The organism is Streptomyces sp. NPDC041968, assembly GCF_055589025.1.
The window spans coordinates 258,981-278,691 of record NZ_JBVJCB010000004.1; the positions used below are offsets into that span (position 1 = coordinate 258,981).

Sequence of the window (19,711 nt, forward strand, 5' to 3'; positions counted from 1 at the left end):
TGACCGGCCCCACTCCCAGCGCCGCCACCGGCCCCTGCGTGGCAGCGGGGGTCAGCCGACCGGCCCCCCTCCCAGCGCCGCCACCAGCGCGTCCGCGGTGTCCTCGGCCGCGTCCGCCGACCGGAAGCCGGCGCCGATCCGCAGGGCCTCCTCCCGGCCACGGGTCAGGCACCAGTCCCACCAGTGCTCCAGTCCGTCCGCCGCCAGCCGCTCGGCGGGCAGCAGGGCCGGCCAGCCGCAGGCGCGGGCCTGTGCCGTCACCTTCGCGCCGCCCGCGACCGGGTCCACCGCCAGTGCGGGCGTTCCCGCCCGCAGCGCCAGGACCAGCCCGTGCAGCCGGTCGGTCACGACCAGGTCCAGCCGGGCGAGTACGGACTCCAGCTGGGCGGGTGTGCCGCACAGCCGCCAGTCGTGGGCATCGAGCCGGGTCTCCAGCTCCAGCCGCGCGCAGTCCTTGCCGGCCAGCCAGCGCGTCAGCCCCGCGGCGGCCTCGGCATGCCGCCGCCGGTCCCCGTACTCGTGCTGCCCGTGGGTGAGGACCACCCCCACGACCGGCGGGGCGGTCGGCGCGGGCGCGCGGGCCGCGAGGTCCAGGGTCGGCGCGGTGCCGGCGGCGTCCCGGGCGAGCACCTGGTGGAAGCCGGAGGCGGCCGGCGATGCGGGGTCGACGACGGAGACGCCGACCGCGATCCGCACGCAGTGCGCGAACCTGCGGTGCAGCTCCTCGACCTGCCGTCCGTGTACGGGCCCGCACACGAAGACCAGCCGTGTGTACGCGCCGGGGTCCACGTCCGCGAAATGGACGCCCCCGGGCCGGAACCCGGGGCTCCACACGACGTCGTACGCGAGCCCCGCGTCCCGCAGCACCGCCTCCACCCGCCGCAGCGCCAGCACGTCCCCGGCGGTCGCCTCCCCGTGCAGGAAGCTGAACCAGCCGGTCACCAGGGTCCTGTCTCGTCCGTGCACAGTGCCCCCGGGTGCCCGTCCCGGGTCCCGGCAACCACCAAAGGCCGGTCAGCGCCCCACCACCGGCCCGAAGGCCTTGCGCACGTCGGCGGCCGACGGGGTGACGGCCTGCCGCGAGGGCACACTGCCGAAGTACCTGAGGACGCCCGGACAGCTCGAACCGCCGATCTGCACCGTGCGGTCGGCCACCACCGTGCCGGTGCGCAGCGCGTAGGCCTTCACCCGGACCGCCAGCTTGTTGAAGGTGACGCTGTGGACGCCTCCCCCGTGGCCCCGGTACCGGCACGTCTCGACGACGTCCCCCGCCTCCGTCCCGTCCGCGCAGACCACCAGCGCGGCGCCGGCCGCGTCACCGGCCCGCCACGCCTCGGGCAGCATGGCCGTGTACTCGGTGTCACCGACGAACAGGGCGCGGTTCGCGCCCTTGCGGGGAGCGGGAGCCCGCGCGTACTTCGCCGGCTCCCGGCAGTACCCCGTGCGCATGCTGTCCGCTTCCGTCACCAGTTGCCTGACCCGGTCCAGGTCGATGGCCAGACCGGCCTTCGTGATCCCCTCGCGGGCGGCCTGCGCGCGGTCGTCGCCGGGGTGCTCGTCGAGCAGCCGCCGGTAGCGGTCGCGCGCGTCCGCCCACTCCTCCTCGGTCATGAGGGCGTCGCCGCACTCCATCAGTGCCCCGGGCGCTATCCGGGCCGCGGTGGCGGCGGAGGGTCCGAGCAGGGACTTCGGCTCCCTCCCGCGGTCCCGGAGCCAGTCCGCGATCCGTACGGTCAGGCAGCCGTCGTCGGTGGGCAGCCGTCCGAGGAAGTGCTGCAGGGTCGCCTCGACCGTCCGGTCGTTTCCGGGCTCCCGGAGGACCGAGCCGAGCCGCGCGTAACCGGTCGTCAGCATGTCCAGGTCACCGGTCAGTCCGCCGCTGAGATACCCGGCGGCCGTGTCCAGCCGCTCGCACGTCTCGACCGCCGTGTCGCCCCGCGCGGCCACCGGTGCGGCGGCGAGCCGGTGGCCGACCCCCACCCGGCCCTGGGCGTCCACCACGGCGGCGCAGTCCCCGTCCTCGCGGGCCTCGACGACGGCGTCCTCGATTCCGTGGGCGTCGAGCCGCAGCCACCCCGCGGTCGCCAGCACGGGGAGGGCGAGAGCCAGCGCCAGCACCCGCTGTCCGCGCCGGGCGCCCGCCGCCGGGCCCCGCCGTGCCAGCCGCCGACCGTGCTCCACGCACACCGCCCACCACAGCAGCAGGAGCAACTCGCACCAGGTCTCGGCCGTCGAGAACGTGAGCCACAACAGCGAGCCGGTGACCGGCGCGGCGGCCCAGAACAGCCCCCGGCGCCCCAGCATCAGGTACCCCGCGCCCAGCAGTGAGGCGTTGCCGACGGCGACGGCGAGCGGATCGGGCTCCCGAGGGGGACGAGGCGGGGCGGGCGGCGGCCAGTCGGGCCCCGGGTACTCCGGTTCGTGGAACGGCGTCCGGGTCACGTCCCGGCCTCCTCACTGCGGGCACGGACGTACGCGTCGGCGGCCGGCCGGTACAGAAGGACCACACCGGAGACCGCCAGGAGGGCCGCGAACAGCAGGGTGGCCCCGCCGTACAGCTCGTCGTCGAGCGCGAACGGCATCACCAGCGCGAGCATCAGCGCGGTCAGGCAGGTGACCGTGGTGCGGGCGATCCGCCGCCCACGGCCCGCACGCACGGCGAACCAGAGGCAGGCCGCGCCGAGCAGGACCGCGAGGGCCGGCGCCTCGTCCGGACCTACCGCCGTCGAACCCGCCACGAACGTGCCGAGGATCAGCAGCACCACCGCCAGCGTCACGCTCCGCGGCCGGCGGGTCGCGTCTGCGGTCATCGGATCACCTCTCCCATGTGACTTCCTGGGCGACTTCCTGTCCCGGACCGTGCCGACGGTCGCCGGCACGCGCGAAGCGGGTGCGGGGCGGCGCGACCGTGCCGCGCACGGCGTCCGCGCCGCCCCGCACTCCCCCGGCCACCGATCCCACCGCGCCACACCGTTGTTCAGCAGCTCAGGGGCGGCACTGAACAATGCGGAACGACGTGACCGGCAGCGCAGGATGCGCGAGCGCGGTGAAGGCACCGTGAACTCCCCGTGCGCCACCCGCCGATACCCCTCACCCCGCTTGCCGCCCCACCGGCGGCTCCCTACCGTGGGCGCCCGGACGGGGACCGAGAGCGACGACGGGGCGGGCGGGGACACGTGAGCGGACGGGGAGTGGGGCGCCGTGAGCGCGGGCTGGACCCGGGGGCCGGACCGGTGCAGCGGTTCGCCGCCGAACTCCGCGCCCTGCGGGAGTCGGCGGGGCGTCCGACGTACCGGGCGATGGCGCAGAGGGTCCCCTTCTCGGTGACCGCCCTTTCGCAGGCCGCGGCCGGACGGCAGCTCCCCACACTCGCGGTGACCCTCGCCTACGTCGACGTGTGCGGCGGCGACCCCGAGGAGTGGGAACGGCGCTGGCGCGAGACGAGCGCCAAGGCCGCCGCCCTCGCCGCCGCCGACCAGGACGCGCGCCCGCCCTACCGGGGCCTGACCCGGTACGAACCCGACGACGCTGCCCTGTTCTTCGGACGCGACCGGCTGGTGGACCGCCTGACCGAACTGACCCGACGACACCGCTTCACCGCCGTCTTCGGCCCCTCCGGCAGCGGCAAGTCCTCCCTGCTGCGGGCCGGCCTGATCCCTCGCCTGCGCGCACCCGCGGCCGGCCCCGACGCCCCCGCGCCGCCCGCCGCCGTGCGCGTCCTCACGCCCGGCGCCGACCCGCTGCGCACCCACGCGGAGCGGCTGGACCCCGTACCGGACACGGACGCGGACACCTGGCTGATCGTCGACCAGTTCGAGGAGCTGTACACCCTCTGCGCCGACCCGGCCGAGCGCGCCGCCTTCGTCGACCGGCTGCTCGCCGCCGCCCTGGAGGGCCCACTGCGGGTGGTGATCGTCGTACGCGCCGACTTCCTGGGGAGGTGCGCCGAACACCCCGGCCTCACGGCCGCGTTGCAGGAGGCGACCCTGCTGGTCGGCCCGATGAGCCGGGAGGAGCTGAGGGAAGCCGTCGTCCGGCCGGCCGCCGCGGCGGGACTGGTCGTCGAACGCGCCCTGACCGCGCGACTGCTCGACGACGTCGAGGGCGCCCCGGGCGGACTGCCGCTGATGTCGCACGCGCTGCTGGAGACCTGGCGGCACCGCACCGGCCGGACCCTGACCGAGACAGCCTACGAGGCGGCCGGGGGGCTGCGCGGGGCCGTCGTCCGCACCGCCGAGGAGGTGTACGGCGAACTCACCGCGACCCAGGCCGGCCTGGCCCGCCGCGTCCTGCTGCGGCTGGTCGCCCCGGGAGACGGCACCCCCGACACCCGGCGGCCCGCCGGGCACGCCGAACTCGACCTCGGCGACCGGGACGGCACCCGTGCCGTGCTGGACCGGCTGGTCGGGGCCCGGCTGCTCACCCTCGACGACGGCAGGGTCGAACTCGCCCACGAGGCCCTCATCACGGCCTGGCCCCGGCTGCGCGGCTGGATCGACGCCGAACGGGACCGGCTGCGCGTCCACCGGGCGCTCTCCGAAGCGGCCCGCACCTGGCTGGCCCTCGGCCGGGAGAGCGCCGCCCTCTACGCCGGCTCGCGCCTGGCCGCCGCCCGCGACGCCTTCGCGCAGGAGCACCGGAGTGCGGAACTCACCCTCGCCGAGCGTGAGTTCCTGGACGCCTCGACCCGCCGGCGCCACCGCGCCCTGTGGCTGCGGCGCGGTCTGTCGGCGGCGCTCGTCCTGCTGGTGATCGTCACCTCCGTCACCGCCGTCGTCGCCCTCGGATTGCGCGACACCGCCCGGGCCGAGCGGGACGACGCCGTGCTCGGCCGGATCACCGCGGAGGCCGACCGGTTGCGCGGCACCAACACGGCATTGACCGCCCGGCTCGACGTCGCCGCCCTCGGCATGCGCTCCACCCCGGACCTGCGGACCCGGCTCATCACGGACGCGGGCCGGGTGCTGTCCAAGCGGCTTCCCGGACACGAGGACATCGGCAGCGCCGTCGCGTTCGCCCCCGACGGAAGGACGCTGGCCAGCGGCGGCCACGACGGCACCGTCCGGCTGTGGGACCCGGCGGGCACGGGCCGGCAACGCGGCGAGCCGCTCAGCGTCGACGGCGGTGCGGTGGGCGCCGTGGCCTACTCACCCGACGGCGCACTGCTGGCGGCCGCCGGCCACGACGGCGGCATCCGGCTGTGGGACGTCCGCGACGGCGACCGGCCGCGGCCCGCCGGGCAGCCCCTGGTCAGCCACCGGGGGGAGTCCGTCGTGTCCCTCGACTTCTCCCCGGACGGCCGCACCCTCGCCACCTCCGGCGACGACGGCACCGTACGGCTGTGGGACGTACGCGACCCGGCCCGGCCCGCACCGATCGGCGAACCGGTGGCCGCCGACCCCCGCAGCGTCCGCGCCGTCGCCTTCGCCCCGGACGGCCGCACCCTCGCCACGGCCGGGCACACCGGGACCGTGCGCATGTGGCGACTGGGCGGCGCCGACGGGGCCGTCCCGATCGGCGAGGCGCGGCGCGCGCACGACGAGGCCGTCTGGTCGGTGGCGTTCTCCCCGGACGGGCACACCCTGGCCACCGCCGGTTACGACGAGACGGTGCGCCTGTGGGACGCCTCGGCGACGGAGGGCCCGCGCCCGCTGGGCGACCCCCTCACCGCGCATTCGGCCGCCGTGTGGGCCGTGGCCTTCAGCCCCGACGGGCACACGCTGGCCACCGCCGGGCAGGACGACACCGTCGTCCTGTGGAACGTGGCCAACCCGGAGTACCCGCAGCAGATCGGCGAACCGCTGACCGGGCACACGGAGGGCCTGGGGGACGTGGCGTTCGCCCCGGACGGCCGCACCCTCGCCACCACCGGCACCGACCGCAGCGTCCGCGTCTGGCACCTGCCGGAGAACGTGCTCACCGACTTCACCAACCCGCTCACCTCCGTGGCGTACGCCCCGGACGGCCGCCTGCTCGCCGCCGCCAGTACGGACGACGCCCTCGTCCGGCTCTGGGACGTCCGCCGGCCGGGACACCCGCGTCCGCTGCCGCGTCACCTCACCGGCCACGAGGCCGCCGTCCTGTCCGTGGCCTTCACCCCCGACAGCCGCACCGTCGCCGCCGGCGCCGAGGACGGCACCGTACGCCTGTGGGACGTCTCCGATCCGGCCCGGCCCGCCCCCGCGGCCACCCTCCCGGACGCGCACCCGGGCGGCGTCCTCGCCGTCGGCCTCGCGCCGGACGGCCGCACCCTCGCCACCGGCGGCGCGGACGGCAGGATCCGGCTGTGGGACGTACGCGGCCCGGACGACGTACGGCCCATGGGCGCGCCCCTGGTCGCCCACACCGACTGGATCACCTCCGTCGCCTTCGCCCGGGACGGCAGGACCCTGGCCTCCGGCAGCCAGGACAAGACGGCCCGGCTGTGGGACGTCAGCGACCGCAACCGCGGCCGTCCGCTGGGCGAGCCGCTCACCGCCCACGGGGACTGGGTCAACTCCGTGGCGTTCGCCCCGGACGGCCCCACCCTCGCCACCGGAGGCAGGGACCGCACGGTACGGCTGTGGGACGTCACCGACCCCGGCCGGGCCCGTCCCCTCGGCGAGCCGCTGGCCGGGCACCGCGGCGGCGTCACGTCCGTGGCCTTCGCCCAGGACGGCCGCACCCTGGCGAGCGGCGGCGAGGACCACGCGGTACGCCTGTGGAGCGTCGCCGACCCGGCCCGGGCCGAGCCCTTCGGTCGCGAGCTCACCGGCCACCTGGAGACGGTCACCTCCGTCGCCTTCCACCCGGGCGGCGACACCCTCGCCTCCGCGAGCAACGACCTGACGGTCCGCCTCTGGCCGCTCGACACGGAACGGACGGTACGTCACATCTGCGACCGCACCGGCGGCGACCTCACCCCCGCCACCTGGCAGGACATCCTCCCGCAGCTCGCCTACCGCCCCACCTGCCAGGACACCTGAGCAGCAGGCGGGCGGGCCTGCCGCGGCGCCCCGCGCTCGCGGACCGAACCCGTCCGACCCGTCCGCGTCGCCCGCTACCGTGCACGGCATGACGACCAAGGCATCCGCGGCGGCCCCCGTCCTCGACATCCGCGCCCTCAACCGCGCCACCCTGGCACGGCAGTTGCTGCTGCGCCGCGCGTCGATGCCGGCCGAGGCCGCCGTCGCGCACCTCGTCGGGCTCCAGGCCCAGAACGTGAAACCCCCGTACCACGCGCTCGCCGCCCGCCTCGACGGCTTCACGCCCGAGGACCTGTCGGCGGCGATGGCCGACCGCCGGGTCGCCCGCCTGGTCACCCTCCGCTCGACCATCCACACCCACACCGCCGACGACTGCCTCACCCTGCGTCCGCTGGTGCAGGCCGCCCGGGACCGGGAGCTGGGCAACTTCCGCAAGGGCCTCGTGGGCGTCGACCTGGACCGGCTCGCCGGCCTCGCCCGTGAGCTGGTCGAGGCCGAGCCGCGCACCATGGGCCAGTTGCGCGAGGCGCTCCTCGCCCGGTGGCCGGACGCCGACCCGCAGGCCCTGGCCGTCGCCGCCCGCTGCCGGCTCCCGCTCGTGCAGGTGACACCGCGCGGCCTGTGGGGACGGAGCGGACAGGTCGTGCTCACCACCGCCGAGCACTGGCTCGGCCGCCCCGCCCGGCCGGCTCCCGCTCCGGACGAGACCGTGCTCCGCTACCTCGCCGCCTTCGGACCCGCCTCCGTGAAGGACATGCAGACCTGGGCGGGCCTGACCCGGCTGCGGGACGCCTTCGAGCGGCTCCGTCCCCGGCTGGTCACCTTCCGGGCGCCGGACGGCACCGAGCTGTTCGACCTCCCGGGCGCGCCCCGCCCCGACCCGGACACCCCCGCCCCGCCCCGCTTCCTGCCCGAGTTCGACAACCTGCTCCTCTCCCACGCCGACCGCACCCGCCTCGTCCCGCCCGCCCACAAGGGCCGCACCTGGTCGAAGAACGTGGCGCACCGCGTCCTGATGGTCGACGGCTTCGTCGCCGGGCTGTGGAAGGCGGCCGACGACGTCCTCGTCGTCGAGCCCTTCGAGCGCCTCGCCAAGGCCCGGTGGGACGAGGTCGCGACCGAGGGGCTGCGGATGCTGGCGACCCTGCACCCGGGGACGGCGTACGAGGTCCGGCAGGGGACCGTACGCGGCGACTGACACGGAGAGATGGAGAGGGGGCGTTGCGGGCCGCTCGTGGAGGCCCGCAACGCCCCCCGGTCTGCTGCCTGAGGGGTACTCAGGCGGTTCCGGATCGGGCTAGGAGGTGACCTGCGCGGTCACCAGGCCCGAGAAGGTGGTCAGCCGGGAGTAGACACCCGGGTAACCCGCCCGGGCACAGCCCTCGCCCCAGGAGGTGATCCCCGCCAGGACGCCCCCGATGACCAGGGGTCCGCCGCTGTCGCCCTGGCAGGTGTCCACGCCGCCGGAGGGGAGTCCGGCGCACACCATGTCGCTCGCGACGAAGTCGGAGCCGTAGGAGCCGCGGCAGCTCGTGTCCGACACGACCGGTACGGTCGCGGTCCGCAGCTGGTTGGAGGAGGAGCCGTTCTCCCGGGTGGTGCCCCAGCCGAGGACGCGGGCGGTGGTGCCGGCCGCGTAGACGGCGGTGTCCGAGGCGGACACGTACTTCGCCGGCGTGTACGGCATCGACCGCGACAGGGTCAGGACCGCGACGTCGTCGCCGTTGGTGGCATCGGTGTAGTCCGGGTGGATCCAGATCCGGCTGACCTGCGCGACCGTGCCGTTGGTGCCGTTCAGGTAGGTGCGTCCGCCGACCACGCGCACGCTGCGGGTGCTCTCGCCGACCATGCAGTGCGCGGCGGTGACGACCTTGGTGGGGGAGACCAGGGTGCCACCGCAGAACTGGTTCTGCGAGGCGTCCGTGACCTGCATGACGTAGGGGTACGCGCTCGTCGTGGTGGTCGAGCCGCCGACGATCGGCTGCGGCGCGGCGACGGCGGAGGGCGCGGCCAGCAACGCGGTGACCGCGGCGCCGGCGGTGGCCAGGGCGGCGGCGGTCGATCTGGCGCGGGTGAGCCCGAACATGAGTCTCCTCAAGGGGTTGCCGGTGGGGGGTCGCACGGGGTGGGGGGTGGACACGGGGATCTCGGGACAGACCCCCGTATGCCCGGGCGAGCGGCACGTGCTCACGCTAGGACCGGCGGCGCGGACCTCCCAATGAGGGAAGCCCCTAGGGGAGTCGGGCAGGGAAAACCCTCGGCCACCCCTCGGTGCCCCGCCTCCCCCGCTCTGCGTCCCCGACTCCGCCTCACCCGCCTCGCGTCACTCGGCCCGCCGGCCCGCCGCCAGCCGGACGATGTCCACCCGGGAGCGGATACCGAGCTTGCGGTAGACGCGGGTCAGGGTCGCCTCGACCGTCTTGACGCTGACGAACAGACGGCCGGCGATCTCCCGGTTGGTCGCGCCCTCCATGACGAGCGCGGCCACCTGGCGCTCCATCGCGGCGAGCCCCGCCAGACCGTCGGGCACCGCGAGGGCCGGGGCGGGTGCGGGGACCGCCGCCCGCGCCGCGACCGACGCCTCCAACCGCCGCAGCCAGGGCAGCGCCCGGCAGCGCCGGAACAGGCGGGCCGCCTCGTCGTACGCGGCCGGGCCCGGCGCCCGCCCCGGCCGGTCCGCCCGCAGTTCCGCCAGCGCGAAGGCCGCCCGCGCCTCCTCCAGGCCGTAGCCCAGCTCGGCCAGCCGCTCCCGCGCCGACGTCAACCCGGCGACCGCCGCCCGGTGTTCACCCCGCGCCGCCCGCACCAGCGCCTCGGCCCGCTCCAGCACGGCGAGCACCCCACCGCGCCCGAGCCGCAGCGCGTGCACCCGCGTGACGTCGATGACCTCCTGCGCCTCGGCCGGTGCCCCGGTACGCACCAGCGCCTCGGCGAGGTCGCCCTGCCACCTGCCGCGCGCCGGGTCGGTGATGCCGGCACCGGCCTCCAACTCCCGTACCCGGCCGAGCGCCTGCACGGCCGCCCCCGCGTCGCCCGCCACCAGACTCGCGTGACCGAGCGCGGCCAGCGCCCGCGACAGGTACACCGCGTCGCCGTCCTCCTCGGCCCGCCGCACCGCCTCCCGCGCCAGGACCAGCGCCCGTTCCACGTCCCCGCCGGCGGCCTCGGCGAGCGCGGCCTGCATCGCACCCGCGCCTTCGCCGATGCCCGCGTCCCGGGCCAGCGTCAGGCTCTCCCGGGACAGCTCCAGGGCCCGGCCGCAGTGCCCGGAGTGCAGCTCGGTCTCGGCGAGGAAGCGCAGGTAGTGGACCTCGCTCTCGGCCATGCCGCGCCGACGCGCCTCGCGCAGCAGCGCTGTCGCGGCGGTCCGTGCCTCGGCCAGCCGGTCGCTCATCACCAGCCAGCGGAACCGGGAGGAACCCGCCCCGTTGTGATGGCACGCCACCCGCTCGTCCTGCGGCTCGTCCAGCGCCCGCCGGATGGTCGCCGGGGCGTCCGGATGCCCCATCAGCGTCTCGGCCTGCGCCTGGAAGGCCAGCGCCAGCAGCTCGGTGCGCCGGTCCCCGGCCCGTGCCGCCAGCCGGGCGGCGTGCGCGGCCTCCTCCCGGCCCTGGGCGAAGTCCCCCTGCACCACCAGACCGCGCCAGGCCAGCTGGTAGTGGACCAGGGCGAGCAGCCGGGGATCGTCCCCCGCGTCGGCCAGGACCTGCGGGAAGACGGCGTCGACCTCGCCGATGGCCTGCCCGGCCGCCTCGATCACCACCATCCAGGCGCGGACCCGCTCGCCGGGCGCGGTGGCCCGGGTCAGTACCTCGCGGGCGATGTCCCGGGCGAGGTCCTGCTCACCCGCGGTGATCGCGTCCTCGGCGGCCTGGAGCCGGCGCTCGTCCGGTCCCGGTGCGCTGTCCGCCGGGGTGTGCCGGGCGGCGAGCAGCCCCAGCGAAGCGGCCACCGACGGGGCCCCGCGGTCCCGGGCCAGCGCGGCCGCCTCGGCCAGCCGGGCGGCCACCCGCGGATCGGTGCCGGTGGTGGCGAGGGCCAGGTGCCGGGCCCGCTCGATCGGGTCGGAGGCAGCCGTGGACAGCGCGGCGTGCGCGGCCCGTCGCTCCGGCGCCGGGGCCTCGGCGTACAGCGCGGCCGAGATCAGCGGATGCGCGAACCGTACGGTGGGTCCCTCCGGGTCGGTCGCCAGCAGCCCCAGCCGCGCCGCCTGGGCGGTCTCGGCCTCGGCGTGGGGCCGGCCGGCCGCGTGCAGCAGGGCCGGGGTGGGGCGGGCGCCGGCGCTGGCCACCAGGAGGGTGCGCCGGGCCTCGTCCGACAGCATCTCCAGCCGGGACAGGACCAGGGCGCGCAGCGAGGTCGGCACCGGCAGCGGCTCGCCCGGTCGCGGCGCGGTGGGGCTCTCCGCGAGCGCCCGGCCCAGCTCCAGCGCGAACAGCGGGTTTCCGCCGCTGGTGCGGTGGATGTCACGGACCGTGGAACGGGGCAGGCCCACGTAGCCGCGGTCGTCGAGCAGGGCCGAGACCTGGGCGCGGGTCAGCGGTCCGAGACGCACCGCGCGGGTGTCCGGCGGGGCCGCGCGCAGATGGCGGTCGTACGCGGCGCCCTCCGTCTCCGGACCCTCGGTCCGCACCGCGCACAGCATCCGTACCGGGGTGTCGCCCAGGCGGCGGGCGGCGAAGCCGAGGAGCTCGGCGCTGGCCGCGTCGAGCCACTGCAGGTCGTCGGCGACGACCAGGACGGGGCCCTTCGCGGCGAGCGCGCGCAGCGTGGAGAGCACCGCGAGCCGCAGCGCCAGGCCGTCGCGCTGGAGCGTGGACTCGCCGCGGCCGGTGAGCGCCGACTCCAGCGCCGTGCGCTGCGCGGCGGGCAGAGCGTCCGAGACCTCCTCCAGCACCAGACCGAACAGGTCGGCGAGGGCGAGGAAGGGGAGATGGGATTCGGACTCGGTGGCCGAGCAGCGCAGCACGGTGTGGGCCGTGTGCGCGTACTCCGCGGCCAGGCTCCGCAGGACGGTCGACTTCCCGATTCCGGCGGGGCCGTGCAGCAGCACACTCCCTCCGCGGGCGAGTTGCTCACGCGCCGCGCCGAACGACTCCTCCCGCCCGATGACCAGGTCGGAGCGGCATCCGGCGGACCCCGCGAAGTCCCGTCGCACGGTCACCGCCCCCCTCCGTCCGCCGCGCCCCACCCGCATGTCGTGTCCCGGCCAATATTAGGCAACGGCCCCCTGCACCGCCGGGGGACGAGGAGGTGACGGACACAACAAGGCGGCGGGAGCGCATCCGAGAGGCGGCGCGAGAAGACCCGCGAGGCCACCCCGTCTACGGCAGCCGTCCCGCCCGGCGCGCCGCAACCACCGCCTCTCCACGGGTCCGGGCGCCGAGCTTGCGCATGGCCGAGCGCAGATAGGCCTTGACGGTCTCCGGGCGCAGCCCGAGCCGCTCCGCGGCCGCCGCGTTCGTCTCCCCGGCGGCCACACACGCCAGCACGTCCACCTCCCGGGGAGCGAGCCGGGCGGGCAGCGGTACGGGCCCGCCCCCGGCCGCCAGCAGTCCGCACGCCCGCGACAGCTCCTCCCGCAGCGCCGGATCCGCGATCCTCGGCGCCAGCGCGCGCAACGCGGCATGGGCCTCGCGCACCTGCTCCCAGCCAGGGGAGTCCGCCCGGTCGCCGGGCCGCGGACGGGCCGCCGTCAGCAGCTCGCCCACCTCGTCCCGCAGCACCAGGGTCTGCTCCACGTCCCGCGCCGCCTCCACCGCCGCGCTCAGCGTGCGGTCGCCCAGCGGCTGGGCCGCGCGCAAGGCTCCGTAGAGCACCCCGCGCACCCGGCGCCGTACGACCACCGGCACCGCCACCACCGAGCGCAGCCCCTCGGCGGCGACGGGGAGGTCGTACTCGTGGCTGATCTGCCGCGAGACGGAGTAGTCGCTCACCGCGCACGGCCGCGTGAGCGCCACCGCCTTGCCTCCCAGCCCGTTGCCGGAGGTCACCGCGAGGGCGCTGAGCGCGGCCGTCGCGGTCCCGCTCAGCTCGCTGATGCGGACCTGGCGGCGCCCGGACTCCACCAGCCCGCCGAAGGCGACCGGCAGCCCGGTCGTCCGCCGCAGCCGCACCAGCGCCCTGCGGATCTCCACCCCGTCGGCCGTGTCCACCGCCACCCGTTCCGCCCTCCTCGCGCCCGTCCCGGGACGCACACCCCCGTTCGGGGGTAGTGAGACCTGCATCACGGATTACACGATGGCAGCCAGTCGCCCGGCAAGGTCCGGCACGAAGGAGGACGGATGACGACGGCCACGGAGCTGTTCCGCAGCGCACGGGACTTCCTGTTGGAGCACCGCGAGGACTACGCCGCCGCGTACGAGGGCTTCACCTGGCCCCGTCCCGGGAACTTCAACTGGGCACTGGACTGGTTCGACGTCATCGCCGAGGGCAACGCCCGCACGGCGCTGCACATCGTCGAGGAGGACGGCAGCGAGGTCCGGGTCTCCTTCGCCGAGATGTCCGCCCGCTCCGACCGGGTCGCCAACCGCCTGCGCGCGTGGGGCGACGGCCCCGAGGACCGCATCCTCGTCATGCTCGGCAACCAGGTCGAGCTGTGGGAGACCGCGCTCGCCGCGATGAAGCTGCGGGCCGTGGTCATCCCGGCCACCCCGCTGCTCGGCCCCGCCGACCTGCGCGACCGCGTCGACCGCGGCCGGGTCGGGCACGTGATCGTGCGGGCCGAGGACACCGCCAAGTTCGCCGACGTCCCCGGCGACTACACCCGCGTCGCGGTCGGCGGCACCACCGCTGCGGGCTGGCTGCGGTACGAGGACGCGTACCGCGCCCCCGACGCCTTCACCCCGGACGGCCCGACCACCGCGGACGACCCGCTGATGCTGTACTTCACCTCGGGCACCACGGCCCGGCCCAAACTGGTCGAGCACACCCACGCCTCGTACCCGATCGGGCATCTCGCCACCATGTACTGGATCGGGCTGAAGCCCGGCGACGTCCACCTGAACATCTCCTCGCCCGGCTGGGCCAAGCACGCCTGGTCCAACCTGTTCGCGCCGTGGAACGCCGAGGCGACCGTCTTCCTGCACAACTACACGCGCTTCGACGCCTCCCGCCTGATGGCCGAGATGGACCGGGCCGCGGTGACCACCTTCTGCGCCCCGCCCACGGTCTGGCGGATGCTCATCCAGTCCGACCTCGGCCGGCTCGCCACCCCGCCGCGCGAGGTCGTCGCCGCCGGTGAGCCGCTCAACCCCGAGGTGATCGAACAGGTGCGCCGCGCCTGGGGGGTGACCGTCCGGGACGGCTTCGGGCAGACCGAGACGGCCGTCCAGGTCTCCAACAGCCCCGGCCAGCTCCTGAAGACCGGCTCCATGGGCCGCCCCAGCCCCGGCTACCGCGTCGCACTCCTCGACCCGGTCACCGGCGCCCCCGGCGCCGACGAGGGCGAGATCGCCCTGGACCTCTCCGAGAACCCCGTCGGCCTGATGACCGGCTACCACGGCGACCCCGACCGCACGGCCGAGGCGATGGCCGGCGGCTACTACCGCACCGGCGACATCGGCGCCCGCGACGCGGACGGGTACCTCACCTACGTCGGCCGGGCCGACGACGTGTTCAAGGCCAGCGACTACAAGATCAGTCCCTTCGAGCTGGAGAGCGCCCTGCTGGAGCACGAGGCGGTCGCCGAGGCGGCCGTCGTACCGGCCCCGGACGAGCTGCGCCTCGCGGTGCCGAAGGCGTACGTGGTCCCGGCGGCGGGCTGGGAGCCGGGCCCGGACACCGCGAAGGTCCTCTTCGAGCACTCCCGCCGGACCCTCGCCCCCTACAAGCGCATCCGCCGCCTGGAGTTCGGCGAGCTGCCCAAGACCGTCTCCGGCAAGATCCGCCGCATCGAGCTGCGCGAGGCCACGGCCGCAGGCTCCGCGAACGAGTACCGCGAGGAGGACTTCCGATGACCCCGCCCCCCGCACAGCCGTCGTACGCCCACGGCACCAGCACGACCCCCCTCCTCGGCGACACCATCGGCGCGAACCTCGACCGCGCGATCGCCGCCCACCCCGGCCGCGAGGCCCTCGTCGACGTCCCGTCCGGGCGGCGCTGGACCTACGCCGAGTTCGGCCGGGACGTCGACGAGGTGGCGCGCGGACTGCTGGCCAAGGGCGTCGCCAAGGGCGAGAGGGTCGGCGTCTGGGCGGTCAACTGCCCCGAGTGGGTCCTCGCCCAGTACGCCACCGCCCGCATCGGCGCCGTCATGGTGAACGTCAACCCGGCCTACCGTGCCCACGAGCTGGAGTACGTCCTCCAGCAGTCCGGCATCACCGTGCTGATCGCCTCGCTGTCCCACAAGAGCAGCGACTACCGGGCGATCGTGGACCAGGTCCGCGGCAGGTGCCCGGAGCTGCGCGAGACCGTCTGGATCGGCGACCCGTCCTGGGACGCGCTCACCGCGGGCGCCGCCACCGTCCCGGACGACCGGCTCGCGGCCGCGGCGGCCGAGCTGAGCTGCGACGACCCGGTCAACATCCAGTACACCTCCGGCACCACCGGCTTCCCCAAGGGCGCCACCCTCTCCCACCACAACATCCTCAACAACGGCTACTGGGTGGGCCGTACGGTCGGCTACACGGAACAGGACCGGGTGTGCCTGCCGGTGCCGTTCTACCACTGCTTCGGCATGGTCATGGGCAACCTGGGCGCCACCTCCCACGCCGCCTGCATCGTCATCCCCGCCCCCTCCTTCGAACCGGCCGCCACCCTGGCGGCGGTCCAGCGGGAGCGCTGCACGTCCCTGTACGGCGTCCCCACCATGTTCATCGCCGAGCTGAACCTCCCCGACTTCGCCTCCTACGACCTCACCTCCCTGCGCACCGGCATCATGGCCGGCTCGCCCTGCCCGGTGGAGGTCATGAAACGGGTGGTCGCCGAGATGCACATGGAGCAGGTCTCGATCTGCTACGGCATGACCGAAACCTCCCCGGTCTCCCTCCAGACCCGCATGGACGACGACCTCGAACACCGCACCGGCACCGTCGGCCGGGTCCTGCCGCACATCGAGGTCAAGGTCGTCGACCCGGTGACCGGCGTGACCGTGCCGCGCGGTGCGGCCGGCGAGCTGCGCACCCGCGGCTACAGCGTGATGCTCGGCTACTGGGACGAGCCGGAGCGGACCGCCGAGGCGATCGACGAGGGCCGTTGGATGCACACCGGGGACCTCGCGGTGATGCGCGACGACGGCTACGTCGAGATCGTGGGCCGGATCAAGGACATGATCATCAGGGGCGGCGAGAACATCTACCCGCGCGAGGTCGAGGAGTTCCTCCACGCCCACCCGGAGATCGCCGACGTCCAGGTCGTCGGTGTCCCGCACGAGCGGTACGGGGAGGAGGTCCTCGCCTGCGTCGTCCCCCGCGACCCGGCCGACCCGCCCACCCTGGAGGAGCTGCGCGCGTACTGCGACGGGCAACTGGCCCACTACAAGGTCCCCAGCCGACTCCAGGTCCTCGACTCCTTCCCGATGACCGTGTCCGGGAAGGTGCGCAAGATCGAACTGCGGGAGCGGTACGGGACGGGCGCTTGAGGGGGCCTACTGGATCAGCTCCAGGTGGGGGTGGTCCGGGGACACCGGGCAGACGTGCAGTTGCAGGTCGTAGCCTCGGGCGAGGTCGATCCGGGTGTAGTTCGCCGGGGGGACGCCGGGGGGGAGGGGGTCGCGGGCCTGGTCCCCCTCCGGGGCCCAGCTCCTGGTGCCGCGGTTCCATTCGGTCGTGGCGATGGTCAGCAGCGGCTCCATCGCGGTGCCGCACGTGGAGCAGGAGCGGGGCATGGGGTCGGTGAGGCCCCAACGGGTCCAGCCACCGGCTTTCCAGCCGGGGGAGACGGACAGCTGATCCATGTAGAGCTCCTGCGGCGCCGCGGCGTAGGCGCTGTCCACCGCGGATGCCGCTGCCTGCCACCTGCTCCAGTCCGCCAACAGCTCCCGCAGTTCCTTGCCCAGCTCCAGGAAGTGGGGGTACTCGACGACCTCCTCCGGCGAGAGCAGGCAGGGCTGGGGCACGTAGCCGGAGAACTGGACCGCGGGCGGCTCGGGGGGTGTGTCTAGGACGTCGGTGACCGCGGCGGCGGACCGCCGGAACAGCGCGGTCCTCGGGTGTTCCGGGTGGTCGAAGGGGCACCACAGTACCTGGAGCAGATCGGCGTCGGCATGCTCGGACAAGCGCAGCGAGGGGATGTCGCGCACGTACAGCTGGGCTACGGGCAGCATGGCGATCGGCCCCTCGGGCCACGGGCGGCCGGCGTTGATCCGCTCGATCACCGCCCGTTCCTGCGGCGTGTACCCGGACGCGCCGGGAACGCCGTCCGCTCGACTTGCCGCGGCTGCCTGGATGTTCCGCTGCAGACGGACGTCCTCCGGTGAGGTGGGCTCGTTCACCTGGTCCCACTCGTGCGGGCCGTCGCAGTGGGGCCACGGCTCGCCGGCGGGCCACAGCAGCGGCCCGCCGACCGAGCTGTCGTGCGGTGACGGAGCCCCGGCGCGTGGGTGCAGCCGGGTTGCCGTGCGTGCCATCGGGGCCAGTTGGGGGAAGAGCGCGGCGACGTCGAGCGGCCGCGGTGGGGTGGTACGACTCATACTGGCTCCCGATGGCGCGCATAGACCGGGCTCAGTTCCCGAGGTTGAGGTTCCCGGTGTTGCCCTTGGTGTTGGGTATGTACTGGTCGGAGAAGAGCGGCTGCGAAGAGCCGTCCGCGCGCTCGACTGTAGCGGTCATCACCACACCCACGGGAATCGTGCTGCTGGCGTCCAGGTACTTGGGCGTGACCTGGTACAGGACCGCGTCACCCGCCCCGAAGTTGGCGTCCTCCTTCACCAGCTTCTGAATCGCCTGCTCGAAGGTCCGCATACTGGGTGTACCGGTGTTCATGCCGGACTGCCAGCAGGGAACGAGGTTGCGCTGTCCGCCGTCCAGCACCCGGCCCTTTCCGCCGAGGATGTTGGCGATGAGGTGGCACCGGGCGAGCCCCGTCCCGGGGGAGTTGCTGTCACGGAACAGCTCCGCGTCCTGCCAGCCGGTGATGTCGCCCACGGCGTCACTGCCCTCGTCGGGGTCCTTCCCCACGCAGGCCTGAGCCGTGGTCGCCCGGTCACCGGGCGGTCCGAGCGGGGTGGTGGTCTTGTTGACGTGCGCGACCGCTTCGGTGGTGTTCCTGATCCACCCCTTGCCGGCCGGGAGCGAGTCGGTGGGCGCGTTCTTCAGACAGGCGGCCTGCGGCCCGGCGGTCGAGCTGGTGATCTCCACCTTGAACTGCTCGGCCTCCAGCACACGCTGGTTCACGAAGCCCTCGTCGAGCTGTGCCTCGGCGGACTGCTTGTCGGCGAGCGGGACGTGGGCACGCACACAGGACCTGCCGGTGTCCGCGGTCCCCAACTGGTGGATGTTCCATCCTCCGCCGTTGTCGTTGGGGATGATCTCGGCGCACTGGGCTCCGTCGGTCCCTCCTTCGTGGGTGGCCGCGAAGGGGAAGATGCCGCAGCTGTCGTCCGTGACGAGGGTCGTCATGGGCTGGAAGGGCTTCGAGCCCTGACAGGTGCGAGCGGTGCGGTCGGCCATGCCGCTCTTCGCCCGGGTCAGCGGTGTGTCGCGCCCCCAGCCGTTGGCGAGGTTCTGCTGGGCCCACAGGTATCCGGCCGCCGCGGCGCCCGACGTGCCGTTGATGTTGACGACCGGCATGATGCTGGGCACCACGCAGCCGGGAGCGGGCGTGCCGGTGGAACCGGTGTCCCGGACGTCGTCGTCACAGCGGATCGGCCTGGGGTTGCTCCAGGTGGCGCTCGGGTCGATGACCTGGGCGCCGGGAGCGGCGACGTACAGCTCGTACGACGTCGTGAACTCGACCTTGGTGCCGGGGGCCGGGGTGGAGGCGTAGGTCACGCGACCGTTGCGGGCGTCGCCCTTGACCAGGGTGCCTCCGTACCACGGGGCGTTCTTGGTGGCCTTGCAGCCGGCCGAGCACGCGGACCGGAACTTCGCGGTCAGGGAGGTGACGGCCCCGGTCGCGCCGGTCATGGTCACGGTGACGTGCTCGTTCCACGTCGTGTCCGCGGGGGGCAGGAGGGCGCTGGTCGTGACGTCCAGCGTGCCGGTGCCCAGCTCCTTGCCGTTGCTGTCCTTGAGCACGTACAGCACGGTCAGGCCGCTCACGCAATAGCCGAAGCGGTTGTAGATCCACTGGCCGGGGGACGTGATCGAGCAGCTGACCTCGTCGGCGGTGACGGAGGCCGTCGCCGGCTGCGCGGCGGAGAGGGACTGCCGCTTGGCCGGCGTCACCGGCTTGGTGCTCGTGGTCACGCAGGCTTCCACGGCACCCGACCTGCGCTCGCGGGAACCGGCGCGGGTGGGCTCGCAGTGCTCCCCGGGTGCCACCGGTACCGGCCCGGTCTCGGTGGGGGTGGGAATGCCGGTCTTGTCGGCCGGGTCGAGGCCGTCCACCTCGCGTGGGGACGCCTGCGAGGCCTGGGACACCTCCGGCGCCTGGGACGCGGGCACCATCGCGGTGGTGGTGCCCAGGACCAGGACGGCCAGCAAGGGAACGGCCGCGCGTCGATATCGCGCGAGGAAAGAGGATGGTCGCATGGTCGTACTTACCTTTCGGGTGTGACGTGCCACCGGGTGAGCGGAGGCTGGAGGAACGTCCCGGGGGAGTGCGGCGCGAGGGAGTGGCTACGGCCTGCCCGAGACCGTGGGTCC

General features: G+C 74.8%; 12 protein-coding genes. 4 read left to right on the top strand and 8 right to left on the bottom strand.

All coding sequences use genetic code 11. The features are described 5' to 3' along the window. Positions 1 to 51 precede the first annotated feature (51 nt). The 3 genes from ACZ6EG_RS12175 to ACZ6EG_RS12185 are packed head-to-tail and all read right to left on the bottom strand — an operon-like array spanning position 52 to position 2,810. Positions 52 to 966, bottom strand: a complete 915-nt coding sequence (locus ACZ6EG_RS12175; RefSeq protein ID WP_469603922.1) for a polysaccharide pyruvyl transferase family protein — start codon at positions 964 to 966, stop codon at positions 52 to 54. 48 nt (positions 967 to 1,014) lie between these two features. Beyond that, on the bottom strand, positions 1,015 to 2,442 hold the full coding sequence (locus ACZ6EG_RS12180; protein ID WP_469603924.1) for a tetratricopeptide repeat protein: 1,428 nt from the start codon (positions 2,440 to 2,442) through the stop codon (positions 1,015 to 1,017). Beyond that, positions 2,439 to 2,810 carry a hypothetical protein gene (locus ACZ6EG_RS12185; RefSeq protein WP_469603927.1) on the bottom strand — a complete coding sequence of 124 codons (372 nt, stop codon included), beginning with the start codon at positions 2,808 to 2,810 and terminating at the stop codon, positions 2,439 to 2,441. The genes ACZ6EG_RS12180 and ACZ6EG_RS12185 overlap by 4 nt, the downstream gene beginning before the upstream one ends. 366 nt (positions 2,811 to 3,176) lie before the next feature. Between ACZ6EG_RS12185 and ACZ6EG_RS12190 the strand changes: the two genes are divergently transcribed. Further along, positions 3,177 to 6,965: an nSTAND1 domain-containing NTPase gene (locus ACZ6EG_RS12190; protein ID WP_469603930.1), complete on the top strand. Its 3,789-nt coding sequence runs from the start codon at positions 3,177 to 3,179 to the stop codon at positions 6,963 to 6,965. An 88-nt stretch (positions 6,966 to 7,053) separates the two neighbouring features. After that, on the top strand, positions 7,054 to 8,163 hold the full coding sequence (locus ACZ6EG_RS12195; RefSeq protein WP_391968519.1) for a winged helix DNA-binding domain-containing protein: 1,110 nt from the start codon (positions 7,054 to 7,056) through the stop codon (positions 8,161 to 8,163). A 99-nt stretch (positions 8,164 to 8,262) separates the two neighbouring features. On the opposite strand, the gene ACZ6EG_RS12200 is transcribed toward ACZ6EG_RS12195, so the two are convergent. The 3 genes from ACZ6EG_RS12200 to ACZ6EG_RS12210 form a co-directional block, all read right to left on the bottom strand. Next, positions 8,263 to 9,051: a S1 family peptidase gene (locus tag ACZ6EG_RS12200; RefSeq protein ID WP_356607262.1), complete on the bottom strand. Its 789-nt coding sequence runs from the start codon at positions 9,049 to 9,051 to the stop codon at positions 8,263 to 8,265. 237 nt (positions 9,052 to 9,288) lie between these two features. Beyond that, positions 9,289 to 12,129, bottom strand: a complete 2,841-nt coding sequence (locus ACZ6EG_RS12205) for an ATP-binding protein (protein WP_391968518.1) — start codon at positions 12,127 to 12,129, stop codon at positions 9,289 to 9,291. 160 nt (positions 12,130 to 12,289) lie between these two features. Beyond that, positions 12,290 to 13,126 (bottom strand): helix-turn-helix transcriptional regulator, encoded by an 837-nt coding sequence (locus tag ACZ6EG_RS12210; RefSeq protein ID WP_391968517.1) that lies wholly within the window; start codon positions 13,124 to 13,126, stop codon positions 12,290 to 12,292. A gap of 123 nt (positions 13,127 to 13,249) precedes the next feature. On the opposite strand from ACZ6EG_RS12210, the gene ACZ6EG_RS12215 reads away from it, so the two are divergent. Both ACZ6EG_RS12215 and ACZ6EG_RS12220 read left to right on the top strand, forming a co-directional pair. After that, positions 13,250 to 14,923 (top strand): AMP-binding protein, encoded by a 1,674-nt coding sequence (locus ACZ6EG_RS12215; protein ID WP_469603937.1) that lies wholly within the window; start codon positions 13,250 to 13,252, stop codon positions 14,921 to 14,923. Next, positions 14,920 to 16,545, top strand: a complete 1,626-nt coding sequence (locus tag ACZ6EG_RS12220) for an AMP-binding protein (RefSeq protein ID WP_469603940.1) — start codon at positions 14,920 to 14,922, stop codon at positions 16,543 to 16,545. Before ACZ6EG_RS12215 ends, ACZ6EG_RS12220 begins: the two co-directional genes overlap by 4 nt. 6 nt (positions 16,546 to 16,551) lie before the next feature. Here the strand turns inward: ACZ6EG_RS12220 and ACZ6EG_RS12225 are convergent, their stop codons facing one another. Continuing rightward, on the bottom strand, positions 16,552 to 17,595 hold the full coding sequence (locus tag ACZ6EG_RS12225; RefSeq protein WP_391968514.1) for a hypothetical protein: 1,044 nt from the start codon (positions 17,593 to 17,595) through the stop codon (positions 16,552 to 16,554). Positions 17,596 to 17,626: 31 nt separating this feature from the next. Beyond that, positions 17,627 to 19,597: a DNA/RNA non-specific endonuclease gene (locus ACZ6EG_RS12230; protein ID WP_391968513.1), complete on the bottom strand. Its 1,971-nt coding sequence runs from the start codon at positions 19,595 to 19,597 to the stop codon at positions 17,627 to 17,629. Positions 19,598 to 19,711 lie beyond the last annotated feature (114 nt).